At 46.2% G+C, this 24,170-nt stretch carries 19 protein-coding genes and 1 tRNA gene; 2 read left to right on the forward strand and 18 right to left on the reverse strand.

Features of this window, described 5'->3' with window-relative positions; translation table 11 throughout:
• Positions 1–88: 88 nt before the first annotated feature.
• The 9 genes from whiA to rpsA all read right to left on the reverse strand — a co-directional run bounded on the left by whiA (position 89) and on the right by rpsA (position 12,763).
• The gene (gene whiA / locus A7sIIA15_RS04020) at positions 89–1,066 is read right to left on the reverse strand and encodes a DNA-binding protein WhiA (protein WP_018226098.1); all 978 of its coding nucleotides are present in this window, start codon (positions 1,064–1,066) and stop codon (positions 89–91) included.
• Positions 1,067–1,070: 4 nt separating this feature from the next.
• Positions 1,071–2,015, reverse strand: coding sequence for a gluconeogenesis factor YvcK family protein (locus tag A7sIIA15_RS04025; RefSeq protein WP_095685894.1), 945 nt, complete (start codon positions 2,013–2,015; stop codon positions 1,071–1,073).
• A 3-nt stretch (positions 2,016–2,018) separates the two neighbouring features.
• Positions 2,019–2,876: an RNase adapter RapZ gene (rapZ, locus tag A7sIIA15_RS04030; RefSeq protein WP_095685895.1), complete on the reverse strand. Its 858-nt coding sequence runs from the start codon at positions 2,874–2,876 to the stop codon at positions 2,019–2,021.
• A gap of 4 nt (positions 2,877–2,880) precedes the next feature.
• Complete coding sequence (locus A7sIIA15_RS04035) at positions 2,881–3,861, reverse strand: phosphotransferase enzyme family protein (protein WP_095685896.1); 981 nt, start codon at positions 3,859–3,861, stop codon at positions 2,881–2,883.
• Positions 3,861–5,783, reverse strand: coding sequence for an excinuclease ABC subunit UvrC (gene uvrC / locus A7sIIA15_RS04040; protein WP_095685897.1), 1,923 nt, complete (start codon positions 5,781–5,783; stop codon positions 3,861–3,863). Before uvrC ends, A7sIIA15_RS04035 begins: the two co-directional genes overlap by 1 nt.
• A 5-nt stretch (positions 5,784–5,788) precedes the next feature.
• On the reverse strand, positions 5,789–8,647 hold the full coding sequence (gene uvrA, locus A7sIIA15_RS04045) for an excinuclease ABC subunit UvrA (RefSeq protein WP_095685898.1): 2,859 nt from the start codon (positions 8,645–8,647) through the stop codon (positions 5,789–5,791).
• Positions 8,647–10,728 carry an excinuclease ABC subunit UvrB gene (uvrB, locus tag A7sIIA15_RS04050; RefSeq protein ID WP_095685899.1) on the reverse strand — a complete coding sequence of 694 codons (2,082 nt, stop codon included), beginning with the start codon at positions 10,726–10,728 and terminating at the stop codon, positions 8,647–8,649. Before uvrB ends, uvrA begins: the two co-directional genes overlap by 1 nt.
• Positions 10,729–10,737: 9 nt before the next feature.
• The gene (gene coaE / locus A7sIIA15_RS04055; RefSeq protein ID WP_095685900.1) at positions 10,738–11,334 is read right to left on the reverse strand and encodes a dephospho-CoA kinase; all 597 of its coding nucleotides are present in this window, start codon (positions 11,332–11,334) and stop codon (positions 10,738–10,740) included.
• A gap of 73 nt (positions 11,335–11,407) precedes the next feature.
• Entirely contained in the window at positions 11,408–12,763 is a 1,356-nt protein-coding gene (rpsA, locus tag A7sIIA15_RS04060) for a 30S ribosomal protein S1 (RefSeq protein WP_095685901.1), read from the reverse strand.
• A gap of 128 nt (positions 12,764–12,891) precedes the next feature.
• On the opposite strand from rpsA, the gene A7sIIA15_RS04065 reads away from it, so the two are divergent.
• A complete protein-coding gene (locus A7sIIA15_RS04065; protein WP_095685902.1) occupies positions 12,892–14,118 on the forward strand; it encodes an MFS transporter in 1,227 nt (408 codons plus the stop codon).
• Here the strand turns inward: A7sIIA15_RS04065 and polA are convergent, their stop codons facing one another.
• Entirely contained in the window at positions 14,119–16,704 is a 2,586-nt protein-coding gene (gene polA / locus A7sIIA15_RS04070; RefSeq protein WP_095685903.1) for a DNA polymerase I, read from the reverse strand.
• A 35-nt stretch (positions 16,705–16,739) separates the two neighbouring features.
• Between polA and A7sIIA15_RS04075 the strand changes: the two genes are divergently transcribed.
• Positions 16,740–17,150 carry a PaaI family thioesterase gene (locus A7sIIA15_RS04075; RefSeq protein ID WP_095685904.1) on the forward strand — a complete coding sequence of 137 codons (411 nt, stop codon included), beginning with the start codon at positions 16,740–16,742 and terminating at the stop codon, positions 17,148–17,150.
• Here the strand turns inward: A7sIIA15_RS04075 and A7sIIA15_RS04080 are convergent.
• From A7sIIA15_RS04080 to pyk, 8 genes are all read right to left on the reverse strand, one after another.
• A complete protein-coding gene (locus tag A7sIIA15_RS04080; RefSeq protein WP_095685905.1) occupies positions 17,147–17,869 on the reverse strand; it encodes an ABC transporter ATP-binding protein in 723 nt (240 codons plus the stop codon). The genes A7sIIA15_RS04075 and A7sIIA15_RS04080 overlap by 4 nt on opposite strands.
• Positions 17,859–18,635, reverse strand: a complete 777-nt coding sequence (locus A7sIIA15_RS04085) for an ABC transporter ATP-binding protein (RefSeq protein WP_095685906.1) — start codon at positions 18,633–18,635, stop codon at positions 17,859–17,861. The genes A7sIIA15_RS04080 and A7sIIA15_RS04085 overlap by 11 nt, the downstream gene beginning before the upstream one ends.
• Positions 18,635–19,672 (reverse strand): branched-chain amino acid ABC transporter permease, encoded by a 1,038-nt coding sequence (locus A7sIIA15_RS04090; protein ID WP_095685907.1) that lies wholly within the window; start codon positions 19,670–19,672, stop codon positions 18,635–18,637. Before A7sIIA15_RS04090 ends, A7sIIA15_RS04085 begins: the two co-directional genes overlap by 1 nt.
• A gap of 3 nt (positions 19,673–19,675) precedes the next feature.
• On the reverse strand, positions 19,676–20,626 hold the full coding sequence (locus A7sIIA15_RS04095; RefSeq protein ID WP_095685908.1) for a branched-chain amino acid ABC transporter permease: 951 nt from the start codon (positions 20,624–20,626) through the stop codon (positions 19,676–19,678).
• 128 nt (positions 20,627–20,754) lie between these two features.
• Positions 20,755–21,903 (reverse strand): branched-chain amino acid ABC transporter substrate-binding protein, encoded by a 1,149-nt coding sequence (locus tag A7sIIA15_RS04100; protein WP_095685909.1) that lies wholly within the window; start codon positions 21,901–21,903, stop codon positions 20,755–20,757.
• Between the two features lie 142 nt (positions 21,904–22,045).
• Positions 22,046–22,627 (reverse strand): ANTAR domain-containing response regulator, encoded by a 582-nt coding sequence (locus A7sIIA15_RS04105; protein ID WP_018226081.1) that lies wholly within the window; start codon positions 22,625–22,627, stop codon positions 22,046–22,048.
• Between the two features lies 1 nt (position 22,628).
• A tRNA-Leu gene (locus A7sIIA15_RS04110) sits at positions 22,629–22,701 on the reverse strand.
• Positions 22,702–22,729: 28 nt separating this feature from the next.
• Positions 22,730–24,169 carry a pyruvate kinase gene (gene pyk, locus A7sIIA15_RS04115; protein WP_095685910.1) on the reverse strand — a complete coding sequence of 480 codons (1,440 nt, stop codon included), beginning with the start codon at positions 24,167–24,169 and terminating at the stop codon, positions 22,730–22,732.
• Position 24,170: the final 1 nt, after the last annotated feature.

The following is a 24,170-nucleotide window of genomic DNA, read 5'->3' on the forward strand; positions in this document are numbered from 1 at the left end:
TGGTGGTTCGTATGACTGCCACAACGCTGGGGTCTTGATGCAAATACTATCAGTGGCCATAGGCCTAACTTGCGGGTAGAAATGGTGTTTAGTTCAACAAATCAGGCGAAAGCCCGCTTTCAGTATCAGGGATTCCGAGCTCTCCCGCTCGTTTATCAGCCATCGCCAATAAGCGACGAATTCGACCGGCAATTGCATCTTTAGTCATTGGCGGAGTAGCTAGTGATCCCAACTCTTCCAGTGATGCTTGACCATGATTAATGCGAAGCTCGCCTGCTTCTTTCAAATGATCCGGAATCGTTGGACCAAGAATCTCCATCGCGCGCTGCACACGTGCTGCTGCAGCAACTGCTGCCCGAGCAGAACGTCGAAGATTTGCATCATCAAAATTAGCTAAGCGATTTGCCGTTGCCCGAACTTCGCGGCGCATACGACGCTCTTCCCAAGCAAGTACAGATTCATGTGCACCAAGGCGTGTAAGCAAAACTCCAATGGCATCGCCATCGCGAATAACAACACGATCCACACCGCGAACTTCTCTGGCCTTTGCAACAATTCCCATACGACGCGCTGCCCCAACTAACGCCAATGCAGCCTCTGGTCCCGGACATGTAATTTCCAGTGAAGAAGAGCGCCCTGGTTCAGTGAGGGAACCATGTGCAATAAATGCTCCGCGCCATGCAGCCTCTGAATCACAGATTGCAGCTGAAACAACTTGTGGCGGTAAACCTCGCACTGGGCGACCATTGGCATCTACTAAACCTGTTTGTCTAGCAAGTGCATCTCCTGCTTCGATGACGCGAACAACATAGCGTGAGCCTTTGCGCAATCCACTCGATGAGAGAACAGCCAAATCAGATCCATGTCCATAAATATCTGCAATGTCTTTGCGAAGTCTGCGCGCGCTTTGAGAAGTATCTAATTCAACTTCAATCAAAATCTTGCCAGCGGCGATGTGTAGTCCCCCAGCAAAGCGAAGAAGTGAGGAAACCTCGGCTTTGCGACAGCATGGCTTAGTGACAGATATGCGACTGAGTTCGTCCTTAACTGATGCTGTCATTGCCATGGGGTTATCCAACCAGTTTTGGACCCATGATGTGGCCCAAATGGAGAGTCAATTTTGAAACATCATGATGAACACTGCCTGGTGCCTTGCGAATATCGGCTGCAATCACTCTTCCGCCCATTTTTGCTGCAGCTTCATCAAGGGCAACTGAATTTCGGACTACAGATGAATCAACCAGGCAATAATCAATCTTTAATTCTGGGGCATATGAGTGAAAAAACTCTAAATGCTCTTCTGGTGTGGAGCCGGCAAACTCTTCACCAGTTGTAGAGCTGGTGGCATCAAGATTGAGAATCAATATCTTTTTAGCTTTTGTGCGAAGTAGAGCATCTTGTTGCATGGGCACCATCAAATGTGGCATGACTGATGAAAACCACGATCCCGGACCCATGGTTATCCAATCGGCAACGCGTATGGCAGTAAGGACTTCTAAACGGGCCTGGGGATTTTCTGGAATTACGCGCAGTGATTCAATGCGCCCCTTAGCAGTGGCAACTTCCTTTTGTCCTCTAACAACGATTCGCCCCGTTGATGTGTTGAAAGTTCCCTCAATATCTAAAGCGGTTTCAGCCATAGGAAGAACTCGGCCAATAACTTTCAATAACTGACCCACGCGATCTAAACCAATCACTGGATCTTCATTTTCATTCCACAGAGATGCCAGTAAGAGATTGCCCATTGCATGGCCGTTCAGTGGTCCATCACTTTCAAAGCGATGTTGCATGATGTTGGCCCATGTTCGACCCCACTCGTCATCTGCACACAATGCAGCTAAGGCCATGCGCAGATCTCCCGGAGGCAATATCGGAAACTCTTCACGCAAACGTCCACTAGATCCACCGTTATCAGCAACGGTTACAACAGCTGTTATGTCACTGGTTATTTGGCGAAGCGCAGATAACGTTGCGGCAAGGCCATGGCCTCCCCCAAGTGCAACTACTTTTTGCACTACTTATTCTCGCCCAACGTCTCGATGAGTTGCATAGGCAGAGCGATCATTAGAACTGAGTTGGCGTGCAATCTCTTCTGCAATCGCAACACTTCGGTGCTTTCCACCCGTGCAGCCAACAGAGATAGTCACATACTTTTTGCCTTCATTCATATATCCAGGAACCATGGAATTAATGAGAGCAACATAATCTTTCACAAACTCGCTGACACCCTCACTACCCAAAACCTTTTCACTTACTTGCGTTGTTAATCCAGTAAGAGGTCGCAGTTCGGGAATCCAATGTGGATTTGGAATAAAGCGGCAATCCAAAACTAAATCTGAATCAACTGGGATTCCATACTTATAACCAAAGGAGAGAACATTGATGCGAATCCCCTGTATCTTTCCACCACCAAAAATCTCACCAATTCTCTTCTCAAGTTGGTGCACATTCAAGTTTGTTGTATCAATGGCCACATCGCACTCAGCACGAACTTCTTCAAGCTTGGCCCGCTCCCGTGCAATTCCATCCACGATTCGATCTCCACCTTGTAATGGATGTGGTCTGCGAGTGGATTCAAAGCGTTGAACTAAAGCTTGATCTGTTGCATCTAAGAAAACTAAACGATAAGCCGAACCATTCTTCTTGAGTTCAGCTAAAGCTGCAGTTAACTCATCAAAGAAATGTCCTCCGCGAACATCCACCACAACTGCATACTCTTTGCCTTGAGAACCTGTGCCTTTACCAACTAACGCTGGCAGCAACGCTGGCGGTAAGTTATCAACTACATACCAACCTAAATCTTCTAGAGCATGCGCCACCGTTGAACGTCCGGCACCCGACATCCCCGTCAGGACTAAGGTCTCATTGCTCGTCATGGCTTTATCCTCTTACACCTGTCAAGAACCCGTTCACACGCTCCATGCTCTTCTCTAAATAGGCCGGCAGCATCTCTTTATGTTCAGGATTTTTAGTCTCATAGAGATAGTTAAGTAGAACCAGTCGACGCTGTAGTAGCAGGGAGTCCATTTGAGCCTTGGTATAGGTAGGTAGTTCGCAGACTGTTCTATACCCCTCCAACACTGCCGCGTCCTGCTCTGGAGTATCTAAGTAATACAAGGTGATCGCTAAATCTTGATGTGGGATTCCATAGCCACAATCATCAAAGTCAAAGATGAAGAGTTCGCCTTCGTGCCACATCAAGTTCCAGCCATGTAGATCTCCATGAATGACTTGTATGGGATTGGCAGCAAAAAGACTTTGTGTATCAGCTTCAATGACATCAATTGCCGATTTGATAGCAGTGAATTGCTCCTTTGTGAGCAAGCTCTTAGAACTGAGCAAAAAGTCTTCAGTCCCCCACAACCAATCACTAAAGGTTGGAAGCTGCGCTTTTTCAGAAAGTTTAAACTCACGTGCACTTTGATGCATCCGTGCCATTGCAGCGCCGAGTGTCACTAATTGCTCATGAGTAGGTTCATCACCAATCTCTTCACCTTCAAGCCATGTATAGAGAATTCCATGAAGCGTGCGCCCAGATTCAGGATGAACAATGGAGGAAACATAACTGTCTTGGCTATTGGCAACCGGTCTTGCCACTTTAATCCCCGGGATTCTGGATGAAAAGTTAACAAACTCAATTTCACCCTGGATATTGCCCAAGGTGCGAGTGGAATTCACGTTTATCCGAAGAGCGTATTTATCACCGCTACCTGTGACTACTGAAAATGTTGCATTGAATTCATAATTGATGCACTTGACTTCAACTTCATTGAGGCCATAACCAGCTAGCATTTCTCTTGCAGTCTTTGTGAAAGACTCTATTTGTTGTTCGCTTGTAGAATCAAAGAAATCCGCACTCATTATTTACTCTCCACTATCTCACCTGTTGTTGTATTTATCTGCTGGGAACTCATTGCCGCAAGTTGCTCACCAATAACTGCTGCAATCTTGCTGCCAATACCTGGAGTCGCAGCAATATCTTCAACCGTTGCCTTACGGATTGCCGCTACTGAACCAAAGCGCTCCAGCAACGCCTTTCTGCGTGCCTGACCAAGTTGTGGAATCTCATCAAGAATTGATTCCAACATAACCTTAGAGCGACGTGAGCGGTGGAAAGTTATTGCAAATCTATGTGCCTCATCACGAATGCGTTGTAAGAGATAAAGCCCTTCACTTGAACGAGGAAGGATGAGTGGATCTGATGAACCAGGAATCCACACTTCTTCTAATCTCTTAGCCAAACCACATAGTGCGATATCAGTAATACCTAATTCAGCCAGAGCACGTGCTGCAGCATTTACTTGAGGCTGACCACCATCAACAACGATGAGTTGCGGTGGATATGAGAACTTACTCAACTTGCCACCCAGCTCTGCCACTTCAGCTTCATCTACAGACCTATCATCGAGTAATCGTTTCATTCGCCGAGTAATCACTTGATGCATAGCCCTGGTGTCATCGAAGCCCTCATCAGTATTGATGATGAATCTGCGGTATTCACTCTTCTTAGCTAACCCATCTTCAAAAACCACCATTGAAGCAACCACTGATGTGCCTGAGATATTTGAGATATCGAAGCATTCAATGCGAAGTGGTGTGCGAGATAAATCCAATGCCTCTTCGATTTCAAGCAGAGCTTTACCACTTACTGCTGCATCATTTGCGCGCTTACTCAAGAACTGAATTAGTGAGTACTGAGCATTTCGTTTAACAGTTGCCAGAATCTCAACCTTCTCCCCGCGCTGTGGAACCTTCAATGAAACCGGTGCGCCGCGCAAACCACTGAGCCAACTCTCAAGAGCCGTCGCATCTAGTGGAAGTTCATTGATGAGAATCTCGGCTGGAATATCTGTTGGTGCACTTTGACTATAGATCGAGTAGAAAAGCGCACCCATCTCATCATCGCCTTCTAGCGATTTACTTTGATCCACAATCCATGAACGTGAGCCCTTGATAGCGCCGCCTCTAACAATAAATATTGACCCTGCCGCGTGTGCTCCGTCATGGTGAATAGCAACTATGTCAGCCGTTAAATTCTCCGGCAGCGCAGCCTCTGCAGACTCCTGTGCCCGCTCAATTGCATCAATTGAATCTCGAATTTTGCTTGCACGTTCAAACTCTTCTCGACTAGATGCCAGCTCCATTTCAGCGCGAAGAGTTGGAACAATGTCAGTGTTTCCATTGGACATGAACTTAACTAAGCGATCAGAGAGCGCTTTATGATCTTCTTTGCTAATCCACTCAACGCAGGGTGCAGCGCACTTACCGATATCGCCCAGCAAACATTGGCGCTTAGTTCGCTTGGCACGTTCAAAGTTACTGCTTGTGCAGGAGCGAATAGGGAAGGTCTTTAGAACAACATCGAATGTGCTGCGCAGCGCCCAGGTATGAGTAAAAGGCCCAAAGTATGAAATTCCTGGTCGCTTTGATTTGCGCGTAATGAATACACGCGGGAACTCTTCCTTATTCGTTATAGCAAGATAAGGATAAGACTTGTCATCCCTAAACTGGACGTTGTATTGCGGCGCGTATTGCTTAATCCATGAAAACTCTAACTGCAGAGCTTCAACTTCCGTATCAACTATCGTCCAATCAACTCGCACGGCTTGGTGGACCATGCGATAAGTTTTTTCAGCTAAGTTGCCCTGGAAGTAATTGCTCAAGCGATTCTTAAGATTAATTGCCTTGCCGACATAAATGACCGTGTCCGTCGCGTCATAGAATCGATAGACCCCAGGAAGTTTGGGAATATCCGATGGCCGATAGCTTTGGGGATCTGCCATATCAATTACTTCTTAGTCGCTACTTTGCGATTACTTGCCAAAATCTCACCCAAGAACTGTCCGGTGTAACTGGCCTTTACCTTGGCAACATCTTCAGGTGTTCCTTGGGCAACAACTAATCCCCCGCGGAATCCACCCTCTGGTCCCATATCAATAACCCAGTCAGAGGATTTAATGACATCTAAGTTGTGTTCGATGACGACAACAGTATTTCCGGTATCAACTAAGCGATTGAGAACACCGAGTAACTTGCTCACATCTTCAAAGTGCAGACCTGTTGTTGGTTCATCCAATACATAAATTGTGCGGCCAGTCGAGCGACGTTGCAGTTCAGTAGCCAGCTTCACACGTTGTGCTTCACCACCTGAAAGTGTTGGTGCTGATTGACCTAAGCGCACATAGCCCAAGCCAACATCATTGAGAGTCTTCAGATAGCGGGCAATTGCTGGCACAGATTCAAAGAATCCTGCTGCTAGTTCTATTGGCATATCCAAAACATCGGCAATGGTTTTACCCTTGTAATGAACTTCCAGAGTCTCACGGTTATATCTGGCGCCATGACAGACTTCGCAAGGAACATACACATCAGGCAAGAAGTTCATCTCAATTGTGATGGTGCCATCGCCTGAACAGTTCTCACAGCGTCCGCCTTTAACGTTAAAGGAGAAACGTCCCTGCTGATAGCCACGAATCTTGGCCTCTGACGTCTCGGCAAATAACGCACGTACCTTGTCGAACACGCCTGTGTAGGTAGCAGGATTAGAGCGAGGTGTGCGACCAATTGGTGATTGATCTACGTGCACAACTTTGTCTAGTAGCTCGACACCTGAGACTGTTCGATGTCGCCCTGGAACAAGGTTGGCTCCGTTGAGCTTATTCGCAAGAGTGGTATACAAAATATCGTTTACCAGAGTTGATTTTCCAGAACCGCTCACTCCCGTAACTGAAACAAAGACTCCTAGCGGAACCTCAACGTCAATGTTTTGTAGGTTGTTCTCCTTTGCGCCTTTAACTACTAATTGGCGTTTTGGATCCACCTTTCGACGCTTAGCTGGAATAGCAATTGATTTACGGCCAGAGAGATATGCACCTGTGATTGATTCTTTGGAAGCAATCAGATCGTCATAGCTACCTGAAACAACAACCTTTCCACCATGCTCACCAGCACCTGGGCCAATATCAACAACCCAATCGGCAGTTCTAATCGTCTCTTCATCATGTTCAACAACAATAAGTGTGTTGCCTAAATTACGAAGTCGAGTCAATGTATCAATCAAGCGACGGTTATCCCTTTGGTGCAAACCAATACTTGGCTCATCCAAAACATAGAGCACGCCAACTAATCCGCTACCAATTTGTGTAGCAAGGCGAATTCTCTGTGCTTCACCACCAGATAGTGTTCCTGCCGGACGCGCAAGCGATAAATAATCCAAACCAACATCGAGTAAGAAGCCAAGACGTGCATGAACTTCTTTCATGACTCGTTCAGCGATTTGGGCTTCGCGCTTATTGAGCTTGATTGCCTTGAGGAATTCAGCACACTCAGCGATTGAGAGCTCGGTGATTTCACTAATGTTCTTATCACCCAAAGTCACAGCTAATACTTCAGGCTTGAGGCGTGCACCCTTACAAACATCACATGGAGTCTCACGCATAAAAGCTTCGTATTTATCGCGACTATAGTCACTATCGGTTTCACTTAATCGACGATGAATAAATGGAACGACGCCTTCAAAACCAGTGGTGTAGTTCTTAGTACCGTATCGACCCTTGTATTTCATCTTAATTTCATACTCATAGCCATTGATGATGGCATCACGTGCCTTAACCGAGATCTTCTTCCACGGTGTATCAAGGGAGAACGACACGTCCTTTGAAAGCGCCTCTAACAAGCGTATGAAGTAATCAGATGAGACTTTGCCGGTCCAGGGCGCAATAGCACCATCATTAATCGAGATTGAGTCATCAGGAATGATCAAATCATTATCAACTTCTAACTTAGTTCCAATTCCAGAACACTCAGGGCAGGCACCAAATGGTGAGTTGAATGAGAAAGAACGTGGCTCTAACTCCTCAAAGGAAAGGTTGCAATCATGGCAAGCCAAGTGCTCACTATAAGTACGCTCCTTCTCAGCACCCTTTGCATCTACAAAATCAAGCAGAACAATGCCTGATGCAAGGCGAAGCGCAGTCTCAATAGAGTCCGTAAGTCGAGTCTTGGACTCCTCTTTTGCAGTGAGGCGATCGACAACAACTTCAATCGTGTGCTTTTCCTGTTTTTTAAGCTTTGGAACATCGGTGAGCTGAATAACTTCACCATCAACTCGAGCGCGTGAGAATCCCTGAGTAATTAAGTCAGCAAATAGCTCAACAAACTCACCTTTTCGTGAACGCACTATTGGAGCTAAAACTTGAAACTTTGTTGTTGATGGCATTGTAAGAATCTGGTCAACAATCTGTTGCGGTGATTGTCTCGTTACTGCTTTGCCACACGTTGGACAATGTGGGCGTCCAGCTCGCGCAAACAGCAAACGTAAGTAGTCATAAACTTCAGTAATTGTTCCAACAGTAGAACGCGGATTTCGGTTCGTTGACTTTTGGTCGATAGAGACAGCTGGCGATAGTCCTTCAATAAAGTCCACATCAGGCTTATCCATCTGCCCTAAGAATTGGCGGGCATATGCTGATAGAGACTCAACATATCGACGTTGGCCTTCGGCAAAAATAGTGTCAAAGGCTAAAGATGATTTACCTGAACCAGATAGACCTGTAAAAACAATGAGTGCATTACGTGGCAGCTCAATGGAGACATTCTTGAGGTTATGCTCGCGAGCACCGCGAACAATGAGTTTGTCGATAGTCACTAAACCCCAGCCTCTTCCATAGAACGTAGTTCCTTCTTTAGGATCTTTATCTCATCGCGCAAACGTGCAGCGACCTCAAATTGAAGGTCTCCAGCAGCAGCGCGCATCTGATCAGTGAGCGAGCCTATCAATGCCATTAAATCTTGGCGCGGTAAGGAGGCAAGGGATTTCACATAGAGTCCAGCCGTTGCCGCGCTCTTTTGATTTGCCCGCTTATTCGATGCCATGAGCTCTTCAGTGTCCTCAGATTCACGATTAATAAGATCGGTGATATCTGCAATCTTCTTGCGCAATGGTTGTGGGTCCACGCCCTTTTCTAGATTGTATGCAACTTGCTTGGCACGACGTCGATTTGTCTCATCAATAGCCTTCTCCATTGAGGCTGTGATGTTGTCGGCATACATATGAACTTCACCTGAAACATTTCGAGCTGCGCGACCAATGGTTTGAATCAGTGAAGTAGCTGAGCGAAGGAAGCCCTCCTTGTCGGCATCCAAGATTGCAACTAATGAAACTTCAGGTAAATCCAAACCTTCTCGAAGTAAGTTAATGCCAATCAATACGTCGTACTCGCCGATTCGTAGTTCGCGCAAAAGTTCAACACGACGCAGAGTGTCTACTTCTGAGTGCAGATAACGAACTCTCACTCCCTTTTCTTGCAAATAATCGGTTAAGTCTTCGCTCATCTTTTTAGTCAGAGTTGTAACAAGCACACGTTCATTCTTCTCAGCGCGAATTGTGATTTCATTCAATAAATCATCAATCTGACCCTTAATTGGCTTAATGACAATTTGTGGATCTACTAAACCAGTTGGGCGAATTACTTGCTCCACTACATCGCCATCCACCTTTGCCATCTCGTACTTTCCTGGTGTTGCAGAGAGATAAAGCTTTTGTCCCGTTCGCTCTATAAATTCTGGAAACTTCAGTGGTCGGTTATCTAGCGCGCTAGGCAATCTAAAGCCGTGTTCGACCAATGTGCGCTTGCGCGATGCATCGCCTTCAAACATCGCACCTAACTGCGGAACGGTCACGTGGCTCTCATCAATAACCACAAGGAAATCCTCTGGGAAGTAATCCAACAAGCAGTTCGGTGCAGAACCAGCCGCGCGATCATCTAAATGGCGTGAGTAATTCTCAATTCCACTACAGAAACCAATTTGCTCCATCATCTCAATATCAAAGGTGGTTCTCATTCGAAGGCGCTGTGCCTCAAGGAGCTTTCCCTGCTTTTCAAAGAGATTGAGTTGGACTTGTAGTTCATCCTGAATATCACCGATTGCCCGCTTCATAGTTTCAGGACCAGCTGCATAGTGAGTGGCTGGGAATATATACATCTCAGTTTCATCACGCATGATTTCACCCGTCAAAGGATGCAACGTAGTTATCTTTTCAATCTCATCACCAAACATCTCAATACGAATAGCTAACTCTTCATACATAGGGATGATTTCGATGGTATCTCCACGCACTCGGAAAGTGCCACGCTCAAAGGCAACATCGTTGCGCTTGTATTGCACATCAACGAACTTGCGCAGTAGAGCATTTCGTTCAATCTCATCGCCCACACGCAGTTTGATCATGCGATCCACATACTCTTGCGGTGTTCCAAGTCCATAAATACAAGAAACCGTTGCGACCACAATCACATCTCTGCGGGTTAATAACAAGTTTGTTGCTGAGTGGCGCAAGCGCTCAACCTCATCATTAACACTTGAATCCTTCTCAATGAAGGTATCTGTCTGTGGTACGTATGCCTCTGGTTGGTAGTAGTCGTAGTAAGAGACAAAGTATTCAACGGCGTTATTGGGAAGTAGTTCTCTAAACTCATTTGCTAGCTGCGCAGCCAGAGTTTTGTTTGGAGCTAAGACCAAGGTAGGACGCTGGAGCTTTTCAATCAACCAGGCGGTGGTTGCAGACTTTCCTGTACCGGTGGCGCCAAGTAGAACCACATCTTGTTCGCCAGCATTAATGCGACGGGCAATCTCTTCAATAGCCTCTGGTTGATCACCAGCAGGGACATAGTCACTAATTACTTGAAATGGCTCGACTCGTCTCTGGAGTTCAGATATCGGGCGCATTTGCTAAGCCTACTTTTTTACATCCTTATCCGCGAGTTCTTCCCAGATATTTTCTACTTTACGCAGTAAATCATCTTCACTACCATCATTTTCAATCAAGAAATCAGCTATCGATTCGCGCTGCTCTCTCGTTGCCTGGGCAGCTATGCGAGCTTCTATCTCAGAGATATGTAAGCCCCTTGCACGCAATCGTGAAACTCTATTCTCCATCAATGATTCAACGGTAATGACAATATCAAAGCGATCCTGACCTCCAGTTTCAAACAAAAGAGGGATTTCATAGACAAGGGTTTGATCAGCTTTTAAGGATGCAACTGCTTCTTCGAACTCATGACGAATCCAAGGATGAATGATGTTTTCTAATTTCACCTTCAATGTGGGGTCTTTAAATATCAACTCCCCCAGTGCGCGCCTATCGATGTCACCATTCTTTAATATGGAATCACCGAAGGTGCTCACTACTTCATCAAAGCCAGTCGAGCCTCGCTCTATCGCCGCGCGAGCTAACTGATCTGCATCAATAACGATTGCGCCAAGATCGGCAAAGTACTCCGCCGCAAGTGACTTACCGCAGCCAATGCCACCGGTTAAACCAATTACGCGCATGGAATAAGGATAACCCGAGTAGAAAAGAAAAAGGACCCGACTATTACGTCGAGTCCCTTTACTTTAATTATTTCTACTCAGCAGCAGGAGTTTCTTCGGCTGGAGTTGCAGCAGCATCGGCAGCTTTAGCTTCTGCCTTTTGCTTCTTATGTGCCATGAAACGCTCTTGCGCTTGGGCGTATTGCTTTTCCCATTCTTCGCGCTGTGTTTCATATCCAGGCTTCCACTCTTGTGAATCTGAATCGAAACCTTCTGGATAGATGAAGTTTCCAGAAGCATCATAACGAGCAGCCATTCCGTATTGAGTTGGATCAAATGCTTCGATCGCAATCTCATGTCCTTCATTGGCTTGCTTGAGAGAAAGTGAAATACGACGGCGCTCTAGGTCGATATCGATGATCTTTACGAATAACTCATCATCAACTTGAACAACCTGCTCTGGGATTTCAACGTGGCGTTCTGCCAACTCTGAAATGTGAACTAGGCCTTCAATGCCCTCGTGAACACGAATGAATGCTCCGAATGGAACAAGCTTTGTAACCACACCTGGAACAACCTGATTGATTGTGTGAGTGCGAGCAAATGCCTGCCATGGATCTTCTTGTGTTGCCTTGAGTGAAAGTGAGACGCGCTCACGCTCGAAATCAACTTCAAGAACTTCAACAGTTACTTCATCGCCAACTTCAACAACTTCACCTGGGTGATCGATGTGCTTCCATGAAAGCTCTGAGACGTGAACAAGTCCGTCTACGCCACCAAGGTCAACGAATGCACCGAAGTTAACGATTGATGAAACTACACCTGTGCGAACTTGACCCTTTTGTAGCTGATTAAGGAAAGTTGTGCGTGATTCAGATTGCGTCTGCTCAAGGAACGCACGACGTGAAAGAACAACGTTGTTACGGTTCTTATCTAGTTCGATGATTCGAGCTTCAACCTGCTTACCAATGTAAGGAGTTAGATCGCGAACACGGCGCATTTCAACAAGAGATGCTGGCAAGAAGCCACGTAGCCCGATATCGACGATAAGTCCGCCCTTAACAACTTCAATAACTGTTCCAATAACAACTTCGTCGCGCTCTTTCTTGCCTTCAATGTCTCCCCAGGCACGCTCGTACTGTGCGCGCTTCTTAGAAAGAATCAAACGACCTTCTTTGTCTTCTTTTTGAAGAACAAGAGCTTCAATAGTCTCGCCAACCTTGACGAGTGAGTTTGGATCTACATCGTGGCGAATTGAAAGCTCGCGTGAAGGAATAACACCTTCAGTTTTGTATCCGATGTCCACAAGAACTTCTTCGCGTCCAACCTGGACGATTGTTCCTGTTACTAGATCTCCGTCATTAAAATTTCTGATTGTGCCTTCGATTGCTGCTAGAAAGTCGGCAGCTGATCCAATGTCATTTACTGCAATTACAGGTGCTGTAGTCAAGTTGCTCCGTAGGGATAGATGAGTAGTAGTTCCCGCTTTCGCGGCTGGAGGGTAAGGGTACGGTTTGCGCGTCTATTTGAGCAAATCCATGCGCAATATTCACGCTCGCAGATAGACTTCCGTCAACGATGAAACGATACAAAGAGCTTTTTGCCTTTCCGCATGTTATTACTTTGGCATTAGCGGCATTTCCGGCTCGACTTGCCTATTCGATGATCGGCTTGGGAATCTTTTTTAAGGCAGAACAAGAAACAGGATCTGTGGCCGTTGCAGGTTTAGCTATTGGCCTGAACTCTCTTGCCGGCTCTCTCACCGCTGGAATTCGCGGTTCCTTGATGGACAAATGGGGTCAAAAATGGCCACTACGTATCTTTGTCCCTTGTTATGCATCTTTGATTTTGGCACTGAACTCAATGCATTCCAAAGAATCGATTTTGATCACAGCATTTGTATTAGGAATCTCTGCTCCCCCTATCAATTTATCTGTTCGCCCATTGTGGAAAGACATTGTTCCTGAAAATTTCCTACGAACTGCATATGCATTTGATTCATCGATGATGAGTACAACTTCGGTATTTGGCCCAGTAGTGGTGACATCCCTTGCCCTCTCTTCACGGCCTGGTTTGGCATTAGGCGCGACATCGGCGCTGATGATTATCGGTGGCACAGCTTTAGCTCTCACCTCTGTCTCGCGCAATTGGGTTCCTGAAAAGAAAGCTAAAGGACAACAAAAACTTTGGAGAGATAGAGCTATTCAGCTTTTGATGTTTGAAGGCTGCTTTATTGGATTTGGTTGGGGTGTCTTTGATGTTGCCGTCCCAGCTTATGCAACACAAGAAGGAGTACAACAACGCGTTGCTTGGATCTTTGCAGCCTTCGGTATTGCCACAGTCATTGGTGGACTTCTTGGTGGTTTAGTTTCTAAGAAATTAGCACCACTATCAGCTCTGCGAAATGCATATGTAGTGTGGTTCATTACCTGTATTCCAGTCGCTTTCACATATCCAGATTGGACCATGGCATTAGTGGGAACATTTATTGGACTTATGGGTGGCGCGGTTCAAGTCTTCTACTTCGAAGTTCTTGAAGCTGTTCGACCTAAAGGTTCTCAAACTGCTTCACTAGGTTGGATCTGGAGTGTTGAAGGATCTTTCATGGCAGTAGGCGCAGCAACTGGTGGCTGGATTTCAGAGCACTACTCTCCACAAATAGGTTTGGCGTTGCTTCCTACAATGCTTTTTTGTGGCCTCATCATTCTCACAATTGGGAAGAAACGTCTGGACGCAGCTAATGATGTCCCAACCGAAGAAGAAGATCTTCAAGCAATTAAGGATATTTCCAACGAAGTTAAGTAGTTAGTGCGCAGCCTCATGCCACGTAAGACCCAAGCCAGCACTGACATCTAGTGGAGCCCGCAGCGGATATGCCGCACCCATCTCGCGCTTAACTAAAGCCGTTATCTGCTCTTCTTCACCTTTTACGACTTCAACTATCAACTCATCGTGAATCTGCAGCAATAAGCGTGAAGCGAGTTTTTCCTTTTCGATTGCTGCCTGAACTTTGAGCATGGCCAACTTAATAATGTCAGCAGCAGATCCTTGGATTGGAGCGTTGAGCGCCATGCGCTCTGCCACTTCACGGCGCTGGCGGTTATCGTGCATCAGATCAGGTAAATATCTGCGACGTCCCATAATTGTTTCGGTGTAACCGACCTTGCGTGCATCTTCAACAACAACTTTTAAGTAGTCACGAATACCACCAAAGCGCTCAAAGTATTTATCCATCAGATCTTGGGCTGCAGGTGGAGAGATATCTAACTGCGCAGAGAGTCCGTAAGAAGAGAGTCCATAAGCCAACCCATATGACATTGCCTTAATCTGCCTGCGCATTTCAGGGTCAACATCATGTGCTTTAACACCAAATATCTCTCCGGCAATCCTTGCGTGCAAATCCTCCCCTGACTCAAAGGCCTTAAGGAGTTTTTCATCATGAGATAAGTGAGCCATGATGCGCATTTCAATCTGACTGTAGTCAGCAGTTAAAAGTCCAACATAACCTTTACCGGCGATGAAGCAGTTGCGAATCGTGCGACCTTCTTCGGTGCGCACAGGAATATTCTGAAGGTTAGGACCCGTGGATGATAAACGCCCTGTAGCTGCAACTGTCTGTTGGAAGTGCGTATGAATGCGACCATCCTTGGCAATTTCTGCAATTAATCCTTCAACAGTTGTTCCTAGTTTCTTGGTTTCACGAATGCGCAAAAGTGAAGTTAATACTGGGTGACCGCTCTTTTGATGCAGCCAATCTAAACTCTCGGCATCGGTTGTATACCCAGTCTTAATCTTTTTTGTCTTTGGAAGTTTGAGCTCATCAAAGAGAACAACTTGTAGCTGCTTAGGTGATGCCACATTGAATTCATGGCCGACGGCATCATGAGCAGCTTTTGTCTCTCTACTTACTTCTCCTTCAAAGTAGGCAGCAAGCTTGTCTAGCTCCTTTTTATCGACTGCAATTCCAAGGGCTTCCATCTTGGCTAAAAGGGCAGCAATAGGGAGTTCCATGTCAATAAATAGATTCCATAATCCACGCTCTTTGAGTTCTCGCGTCAGGGAATCACGCAATGTGAATAATGCGCGAGCAGAAGTCAGAAGCTCCTGTTCAGGGGATGAAAAGTTAATTGCACTACCATCTCCCCAACGCTCTTGTAGATCTTTAAGTTCTTGGGCTCGAACACCTGGATTAACTAAATAAGCAGCAAGCGAGGTATCAAATTCAACACCTGCGAGTCCATTACTTCGAGCTAGTGACTTAGCATCATGTGCGATCTTTGGAATTGAGACATCAGTTGCCCAATCCCCCATCGTTGATGAGTGCACCAAGAAGATATCCTCTTTAGAAAATGCCACGGCGTAGCGATGCAATTTCTCATCATCGAGTGAGAAGGTGATTGCTATTTCACCTTTGTGCTTAGCAATCTTTGCATCTAGCTCGCCTGGAGTTAAGACACCTTCACTCAACTCCTCTGCAAAGAGAGCAAACTCTGGTTCGAGTGATTTACCAGTTCCTTTGAGAAGAATTTGCTTCATGCGATCTTTTAACGTTTTAAACTCAAGTCGATCAAATAGCGGATTGGTCAGATTCTCATCGACTCCTGACCATGCCAGTGCATCAATATTCAGATCCAAAGGAACTTCGGCAACTAGTTGCGTGAGCTCTCGATTGCGAATGACATTATCGATTGAATCTCGTAGAGACTGCCCGACCTTGCCGCCAACTTTATCTACATTAGATAAGAGTTCTTGTAGTGATCCATATTCAACAACCCACTTCGCTGCCGTCTTTTCACCAACACCTGGAATTGATGGCAAGTTATCACTGGGGTCTCCGCGAAGAGCTGCAAAGTCTGGATACTGGGTTGGTGACATTCCATATTTTTCTTGCACAGCATCCGGCGTCATCCGCGCTAAATCACTCACACCCCGCTTGGGATAGAGCACTGTCGTTTTATCATTTACTAACTGGAATGAGTCTCGATCACCGGTGCAGATAAATACTTCTGCACCTTCCTTTTCTGCTCGCTTAGTTATTGTGGCAATAACATCATCGGCCTCATATCCCTCAACTTCAAATTGCGTGATACCAAAAGCACTCACTAGCTCATGCAAATATGACATTTGTGAGCGGAACTCATCCGGGGTTTTAGCGCGATTAGCTTTGTATTCAGGAAAGATTTCAGAGCGAAATGTCTTACGAGAAACATCAAAGGCCACGGCAACGTGGGTCGGTTTCTCACTCGAGAGCAGCGAGAGCAGCATCGTGGCAAAGCCATAAATTGCATTGGTGTGCTGGCCTGATGCCGTAGTGAAGTTCTCGGCAGGAAGGGCGTAAAAAGCGCGATATGCCATGGAGTGCCCATCGATAAGTAATAGGCGTTTGCTCATGGGCACATCTTAGGTTGCGCACTAGAATACGTCTCATGATCAACGAAGAGTTTGTAGAGTTTTACAAAGAACGCGGTAGCGGCGCACTAGATCAAAAGATGGGCATCAAGATTCTTGAAGCCGAGCAAGGCCGCATCGTTGGCACAATGCCTGTTGAAGGAAATACCCAACCCATGGGCCTATTACATGGCGGAGCAAATGTTGTTTTGGCTGAAAGTCTCGGCTCAATCGGTACTTCGCTTCACGCCGGTCCTCATCGCAAGATAGTCGGTGTGGACATCAATGCAACTCACCACAAATCTGCAACAACTGGATTAGTAACCGGCGTAGCAACAGCGATTTCACTGGGTAAGACTTTATGCAGTTGGGAAATCGTTATTAAAAACGAAGCAGGCGAACGAACTTGTACAGCTCGAATTACCTGTTTAATCCTGGCAGAGCGTTAAGAATGGGCTCCAGTGCCAAGGTATGCCTCACGCACTGCAGGATCATTAAGTAGATCTGAAGCCTTAGCCTCTTTCACTACATTTCCTGTCTCCAAAATATAAGCACGGTGTGCACGTTGTAACGCTTGCTGTGCATTTTGCTCAACGAGCAAGATTGTCACACCAGTCTTATTAATTTCAGTAATGATGCGGAAAATATTGGCAATCATCTGAGGTGCAAGACCCATTGATGGTTCATCTAGAAGTAGAACCTTTGGACGAGACATCAGTGCACGGCCAATAGCCAACATCTGCTGTTCTCCGCCAGATAGCGTTCCGCCAGCTTGTGAAACGCGCTCTTTCAAACGTGGGAAGAGTGTATAGATCTTATCGAGGTCTTCACTCATCTCAGCTTTGCGATTCTTGCGGTGGAACTTACCCATTTCTAGATTCTCAAGAACTGTCATACCAGGAAAGATTCCGCGGCCTTCAGGTGCCTGTGAAATTCCAAGATCCACGCGCTCGTGAGCTGGAACATTTGAAATATCCTGACCATCAAAAATGATGGAGCCAGATGAAGCTTTGCGAAGACCTGAGATTGTCTTAAGCGTTGTTGTCTTACCGGCGCCGTTAGCACCGATCAGAGTAACAATTTCACCTTCGTCAACGACTACAGAGATGCCCTTAATTGCTTCGATCTTGCCGTAGTGAACGTGTAGATCTTTAATTTCAAGACGCATCAGCTGGCACTCCTAAATAGGCCTCAATAACCTTTGGATCATTTTGAACTTTACTTGGTAGGTCATCAGCGATTTTGACACCGAAATCTAGAACAGCAACGCGGTCTGAGATTCCCATAATCAATGACATATCGTGTTCGATAAGAAGAACGGTATAACCAGCATCACGGATGCGCTTAATCAAGGCGGCAAGTTCAACCTTTTCAGCTGGGTTAAAACCAGCAGCTGGTTCATCTAGAAGAAGCAGTTGTGGACTTGTTCCCATCGCACGTGCGATTTCAAGACGGCGCTGAACACCATAAGGAAGGTTCTTTGCCAAGCGATCTGAATACTCATCAATTCCAATGAACTTCAAGATCTCATGAGCACGTTCACGGTTCTCGCGCTCTTCACGGCGAGCACGTGGGGTACCAAATAGAGCTCCCATTAGCCCACTCTTCTTGTGGACATCTGTTGCCGTGATTACGTTTTCAAGGGTAGTCATGTCTCCCCATAGACGAATGTTCTGGAAAGTACGGGCAATTCCCATCCCGGTAATCTGAAAGCGCTTTTGTTTATTGATTTTTGTTCCAGCAAAAGTGATAGTGCCACTTGTTGGTGTGTAAACGCCAGTAACAACGTTAAACACTGTTGTCTTGCCAGCACCGTTAGGGCCGATCAAAGCAAGGATTTCACCTTTTTTGACTTCAAGGTTTACCGCACCAAGTGCTGTGACGCCACCAAATTTCATGGTGACGTTTTCAAGTGAAAGAAGTACCTCTGACATTATGCATTCACCCCTTTCTTAACAATTGCTTTTTCGCGCTTTTTACGAGGTAGCAATCCATCTGGGCGGAAGTTCATTACAACGACGAGAACTAATCCGAATACCAAAAGACGTGCATCAGAGATGAAACGGATGCGATCTGGAAGGTAACCAAGGATTGTTGCACCCACAATTACGCCCCAGATGTTTCCAATTCCACCAAATACCACGCAGGAGAGAATCAATATAGAAACATTGAGCGTGAACATCTCAGGTGCAATGAACAAGTTCTTAGAGGCATAAAGAACACCGGCTGCGCCTCCAACGGCTGCGCCTAATGTAAATGACCAAATCTTGTACTTAAGTGTTGCAATGCCCATGAGCTCGGCAGCATCTTCGTCTTGACGAATAGCTTCCCAAGCACGACCTGGACGGCGCACACTCAGGCGACGAATCATCCAGATAGTTAGCAGGATCATGAGGATTACCACCCAGAAAAAGACTTTTTGATCATCTAACTTAAACTCCAATGGTCCAATATCTGGAGGCATTGGAACGTTTGCAATTCCATTTGGGCCCTTACTCCAAGAGGAGTTAAGGAGAACCAGACGAACAATTTCACCAAAACCTAAAGTAACAATGGCAAGGTAGTCACCGCGCAAGCGAAGTGTTGGAAGACCCAGAATCACACCGGCCAACATTGCAAAGCCAATACCAAATGGCATGATCTCCCAGGTGTTAAGGCCTGTTGTGGTTCCCATAATCGCCATTGTGTAAGCACCGATAGCAAAGAAAGCCACATATCCAAGATCGAGCATTCCTGACTTACCGACCACGATATTTAAACCAAGTGCCATCAGCACGAAAATTCCCACTGGATAAACCAGAACAGCATCGTATGCAGCAATTGGTGTTGCTAAGAATGAGGCTCCAGCAAATGGAAGGAGTCCAACGAGAATAATTGAAGTAACTGCAATTGCAACACGCTTAGGGCGATTAGCTCGCTCCCAGATATCTGCGCCCCAGTCGCGAAGGTTCCAATAGTTTCTAATTTTCATGAGTTATGCCCTCGTTGTCTGGACGGCTTCGCCAAATAAACCATTTGGCTTGAAGAGGAGAACAAGAACCAAGACGATGAAGACAGTTACTGCCTTCCACTGCGTTCCAAGGACAGCTGAGGCATACACCTCGAGTAATCCAAGGCTGAGGCCGCCATAGAAAGCGCCTCGGATATTTCCAATTCCACCTAGAACGGCTGCGGTAAATGCAGCCATACCCATTGTGAAACCAATATTAAATTTGGTGTATTCAAATACTGTGATGTAGAAGAAACCAGCTGCACCTGTTGCAAGTCCACCAACAAGAAACGTTGTGGTGATAACACGGTTGAGGTTCACACCCATCAATTTTGCTGCATCTTCATTCATGGAAACGGCGCGAATTGCCTTACCCATGCGTGAGAGTTTAATGAAGCGCTCTAATACAAAGAAGATCAACGCTGCTGCAATAATTGTAATTACTGTGTCGAGGCGGACGTTTGCGCCCCAAACTTCAGTCAAAATAATCTTTTCAAGAACGCGTGGAGATCCCACTGGTCGTGAATCTGTTAAAAGACGCATTACTTCTTGAAGTGCAATGGAGATACCAATTGCAGAAATCAGAGTTGCAAGTCGGTTAGTGCCCTTCATGCGAAGGCGACGGTATGCGACGAACTCAACAAAGACAGCCGTAAGGCCAGCAACCAACATTGACATGAACAAGCTTGTGACCAATACCAGGGCAAGCTTTCCACCCGTTGCTGGTTCTGAAGTTTGTGTGTAATGAAAAATATCGCGTGAGGTAATTACAGTTCCGAACGTTCCCCACATAAAGATTTCGGAGTTCGCAAAGTTAATCATGCGTAGCACTCCATAAACCATGGTGTAGCCGAGGGAGATCAAAACGTAGATAAATCCAAGGGCGATTCCTGCAATTGTCAGCGACCAGAACTGATCAATTAGTACTGCAAACATTGTTCTCCTTCGCTAATACCTCTGCGCGAGTATAAAGGTAGATGTTACGCAAGTGGTGGGTGTCTTGGCCTCTTTTTCAAGAGATTTCCAAAACACCCACCAACTTGTTAAGCGTCAGTCCTAGTTAATTACTTGATGATTCCTGTGTTAACTAGAACACCGTTCTTAGTTGTGAAACCAGCAAATAGTCCGTATGAAATGTCGCCATTTGCATCGAACTTAATTGTGTTTCCAGAGATGCTCTTGCCCTTGTAAGCCTTTACATAAGCAAGCATTGCTGTACGAGTTGTCTTTCCAGCCTTGATGCCAGAAAGCAAGATGTTTGCAGCATCGAATGACTCAACTGAGTAAACACCTGATGAAACGCCCATCTTCTTCTTGAAGTCAGCTTCCATCTTTGCATCTACGCCAGCAAGACCGCCAACGCCAGTTACCTTTGAACCTTCAGCTGCAGCTCCTGCAAGCTTTGGGAACTCCTGGTTGAATACTCCGTCGCCGCCAGCAAATACTGCCTTTGAACCTGAGTCACGAAGCTGCTTGATGAACACAGCAGCTTGGCTGTAGTAACCAGTGTAGATAACAACAGTTGCGCCAGATGTCTTGATCTTTGCAATTGTTGGGCTGAAGTCTGTTGTTGTGTTTGGAACTGAGTCTCCGCCTACAACTGTTGCTCCAGCAACCTTCTTCAAACCAGCTTCAACGAAGCCACGAAGAGGTACTGCGTATGCTGATTGGTCATCGAAAACGAAAACCTTTGCAGCTGAAACGCCTGCTGTTGCGTACTTAGCCAAAGCTGGACCCTGAAGGTCATCTTTACCTACGACGCGGTGGAAAATTGGTCCACCAAAGTCAGGAGATGTTGGGTCAGTTAGTGACACGCGTGTTGCTGATGGTGAGATCAACGCCATGTTTACTGACTTGTAATATGGAAGTGAAGCAATTGTTGCACCTGAGTAAGCAGGTCCTACAACGCCAAGAACGTTCTTGTTTGAAGCAACACCTGGAGCAACTGTTCCAGCTACTGCTGGGTCTCCCTGGTCATCGATTGAAACTAGCTTGATCTTGAAGCCTTTGTTCTTTGCTTCGAATAGTTTGATTGCATACTTAACTGCGTTTTGCTCATCGATACCTGTTGATGCTTCTCCACCTGAAAGTGGGCCTTGGTAACCGATTGTGTAAGTCTTAACAGCTGCACTAGCGGCTGGTACTGAAGTCAAGCCAAAAGCAACGGCTGCAGCAGTAACAACGGCAAGTGAACCCTTGATCTTCTTGTTCATTTAGTGCCTTTCCTGTTCTTGTGTCCCGGGACAGGGAGGTGGTTAGGGTAATGGCAGCGATGACCTATTCACAAGCCCGATTGAGCATGAAAAGCCCTGCTTTGGTTGCATTTATGTAACGTTTTAGGCAGGAGAGCGATAACTAGCTCTCGGGTACGGCCTGCGGACTGATGACGGCCTCGGCGACCTGTTTCATCGTTAATCGACGGTCCATGGCCGCCCTTTGAATCCAAGAGAAGGCTTCCGGCTCTGAAAGATTAAGCGCCTTCATCAAAATACCTTTTGCCCTATCAATAATCTTTCGTGTCTCTAGTCGATCATGTAGATCTGCAACTTCTGCAGCAAGTGAGCGCATTTGTGTGTGACGACTAATTGCGATTTCAATTGCAGGAATCAAATCCCCAATCGTAAATGGCTTAACAACATATGCCATTACTCCAGCATCGCGCGCTCTATCTACTAATTCTTTTTGTGAAAAAGCTGTCAGCATCAACACAGGTGCAAGATCAATAATTTTTTCAGCTGCAGAAATTCCATCTAGCACCGGCATCTTCACATCAAGAATTGCTAAATCTGGTTTGTGTTCATTTGCTAGATCAATTGCTTCTTGGCCATTTGTTGCCTCTGCCACAACTTCATAGCCAGCACCTTGTAACATCTCAACAAGGTCCATGCGAATAAGCGCTTCATCTTCGGCTACGAGGATGCGAACCTTTTGTGTCATGTGCCCCGAGTCGGATTTGAACCGACACTGTGCAGTGTTTGAGACTGCCCTCTCTACCGTTGGAGTACCGAGGCGTTACGTGATATCCGAACGGGGCCAATCTTAGCGGTAAGCCGCAGCTACCCCACCAACAGCATCTCCCACGCGGTGAACGCGCATCGCGTTCGTTGAACCTGGAATTCCAGGAGGTGAACCAGCAACAATCATCACTTGATCACCTAATTGAGCGCGAGCTGAATCAATAAGGACGGTGTCTACCAATTTCACCATTTCATCGGTTGCACCAACGATAGGAGTGAGCATTGATTCAACTCCCCATGAAAGTGCAAGGCGGTTATATGTGCCAACCTCTGGCGTCATGGCAAGAATTGGAATAGGTGAGCGCAAACGAGACATACGACGTGCTGAATCACCACTTTGTGTAAAGGCCACTAAATACTTTGCATCAACAATAGCGCCAACTTCAGTTGCTGCCTTTGTTATTGCCCCACCCTTAGTACGTGGGGCTGTTTTTATTGGACGAATACGGTCGAGGCCGCCTTCTTCAGTCTTTTGAATGATGCGTGCCATTGTTTGGACAGCTTCAATTGCAAACTCTCCAACACTTGTTTCACCTGAGAGCATTAGGGCATCTGCGCCATCTAGCACTGCATTTGCACAATCTGTTGCCTCTGCGCGAGTTGGGCGTGAGTTGGTAATCATGGAATCAAGCATTTGAGTTGCAACGATAACTGGCTTAGCCATATCTCGGGCTAACTCAACGCACTGCTTTTGCACCAATGGCACATCTTCAATTGGAAGTTCCACACCAAGATCACCACGCGCAACCATGATGCCATCAAAGGCATCAACGATTTCAACAAGGTTTTCAACGGCTTGTGGCTTTTCAATCTTTGCAATTACGGGAACACGAATTCCCTCTTCATCCATAATCTTATGAACATCTTTAATATCTTCTGCGCTTCTAACAAATGAGAGTGCGATGAAATCAGCTCCTGCTCGCAAGCCCCAGCGAAGGTCATCAATGTCCTTTTCAGATAACGCAGGGACGGAGACTGCAACACCTGGCAAGTTAATGCCCTTGTTGTTACTCACTGCGCCAGGTTCAATAACCTTAGTAACAACATCATTACCCTTAACTTCAACAACTTCGACAGTTACTTTTCCATCATCAATGAGAATGCGATCTCCGGTTTTGCAATCTCCTGGTAAACCTTTGTAAGTAGTGCCAACGCGCTCTTTAGTTCCCTCAACATCATCAACTGTGATTGTGAAGATGTCACCACGTGCTAAATCATGTGGTCCTGCCTTAAAGCGAGCCAGACGAATCTTTGGACCTTGCAGATCAACAAGAATGGCAACTGGGCGACCAGCAGCTTTTGCGGCGTTGCGAACAGAATCTAAGCGTGCTTGGTGCTCTTCATATGAGCCGTGAGAGAGATTCAACCGTGCCATATTCATACCAGCGTCAATGAGCTCCTTAACTTTTTCAGGAGATTCAACTGCTGGACCCATCGTGCACACGATCTTTGCTCTACGCATA

The sequence above is a fragment of the Candidatus Planktophila vernalis genome, assembly GCF_002288185.1.
GTDB classification, from domain to species: Bacteria; Actinomycetota; Actinomycetes; order Nanopelagicales; family Nanopelagicaceae; genus Planktophila; species Planktophila vernalis.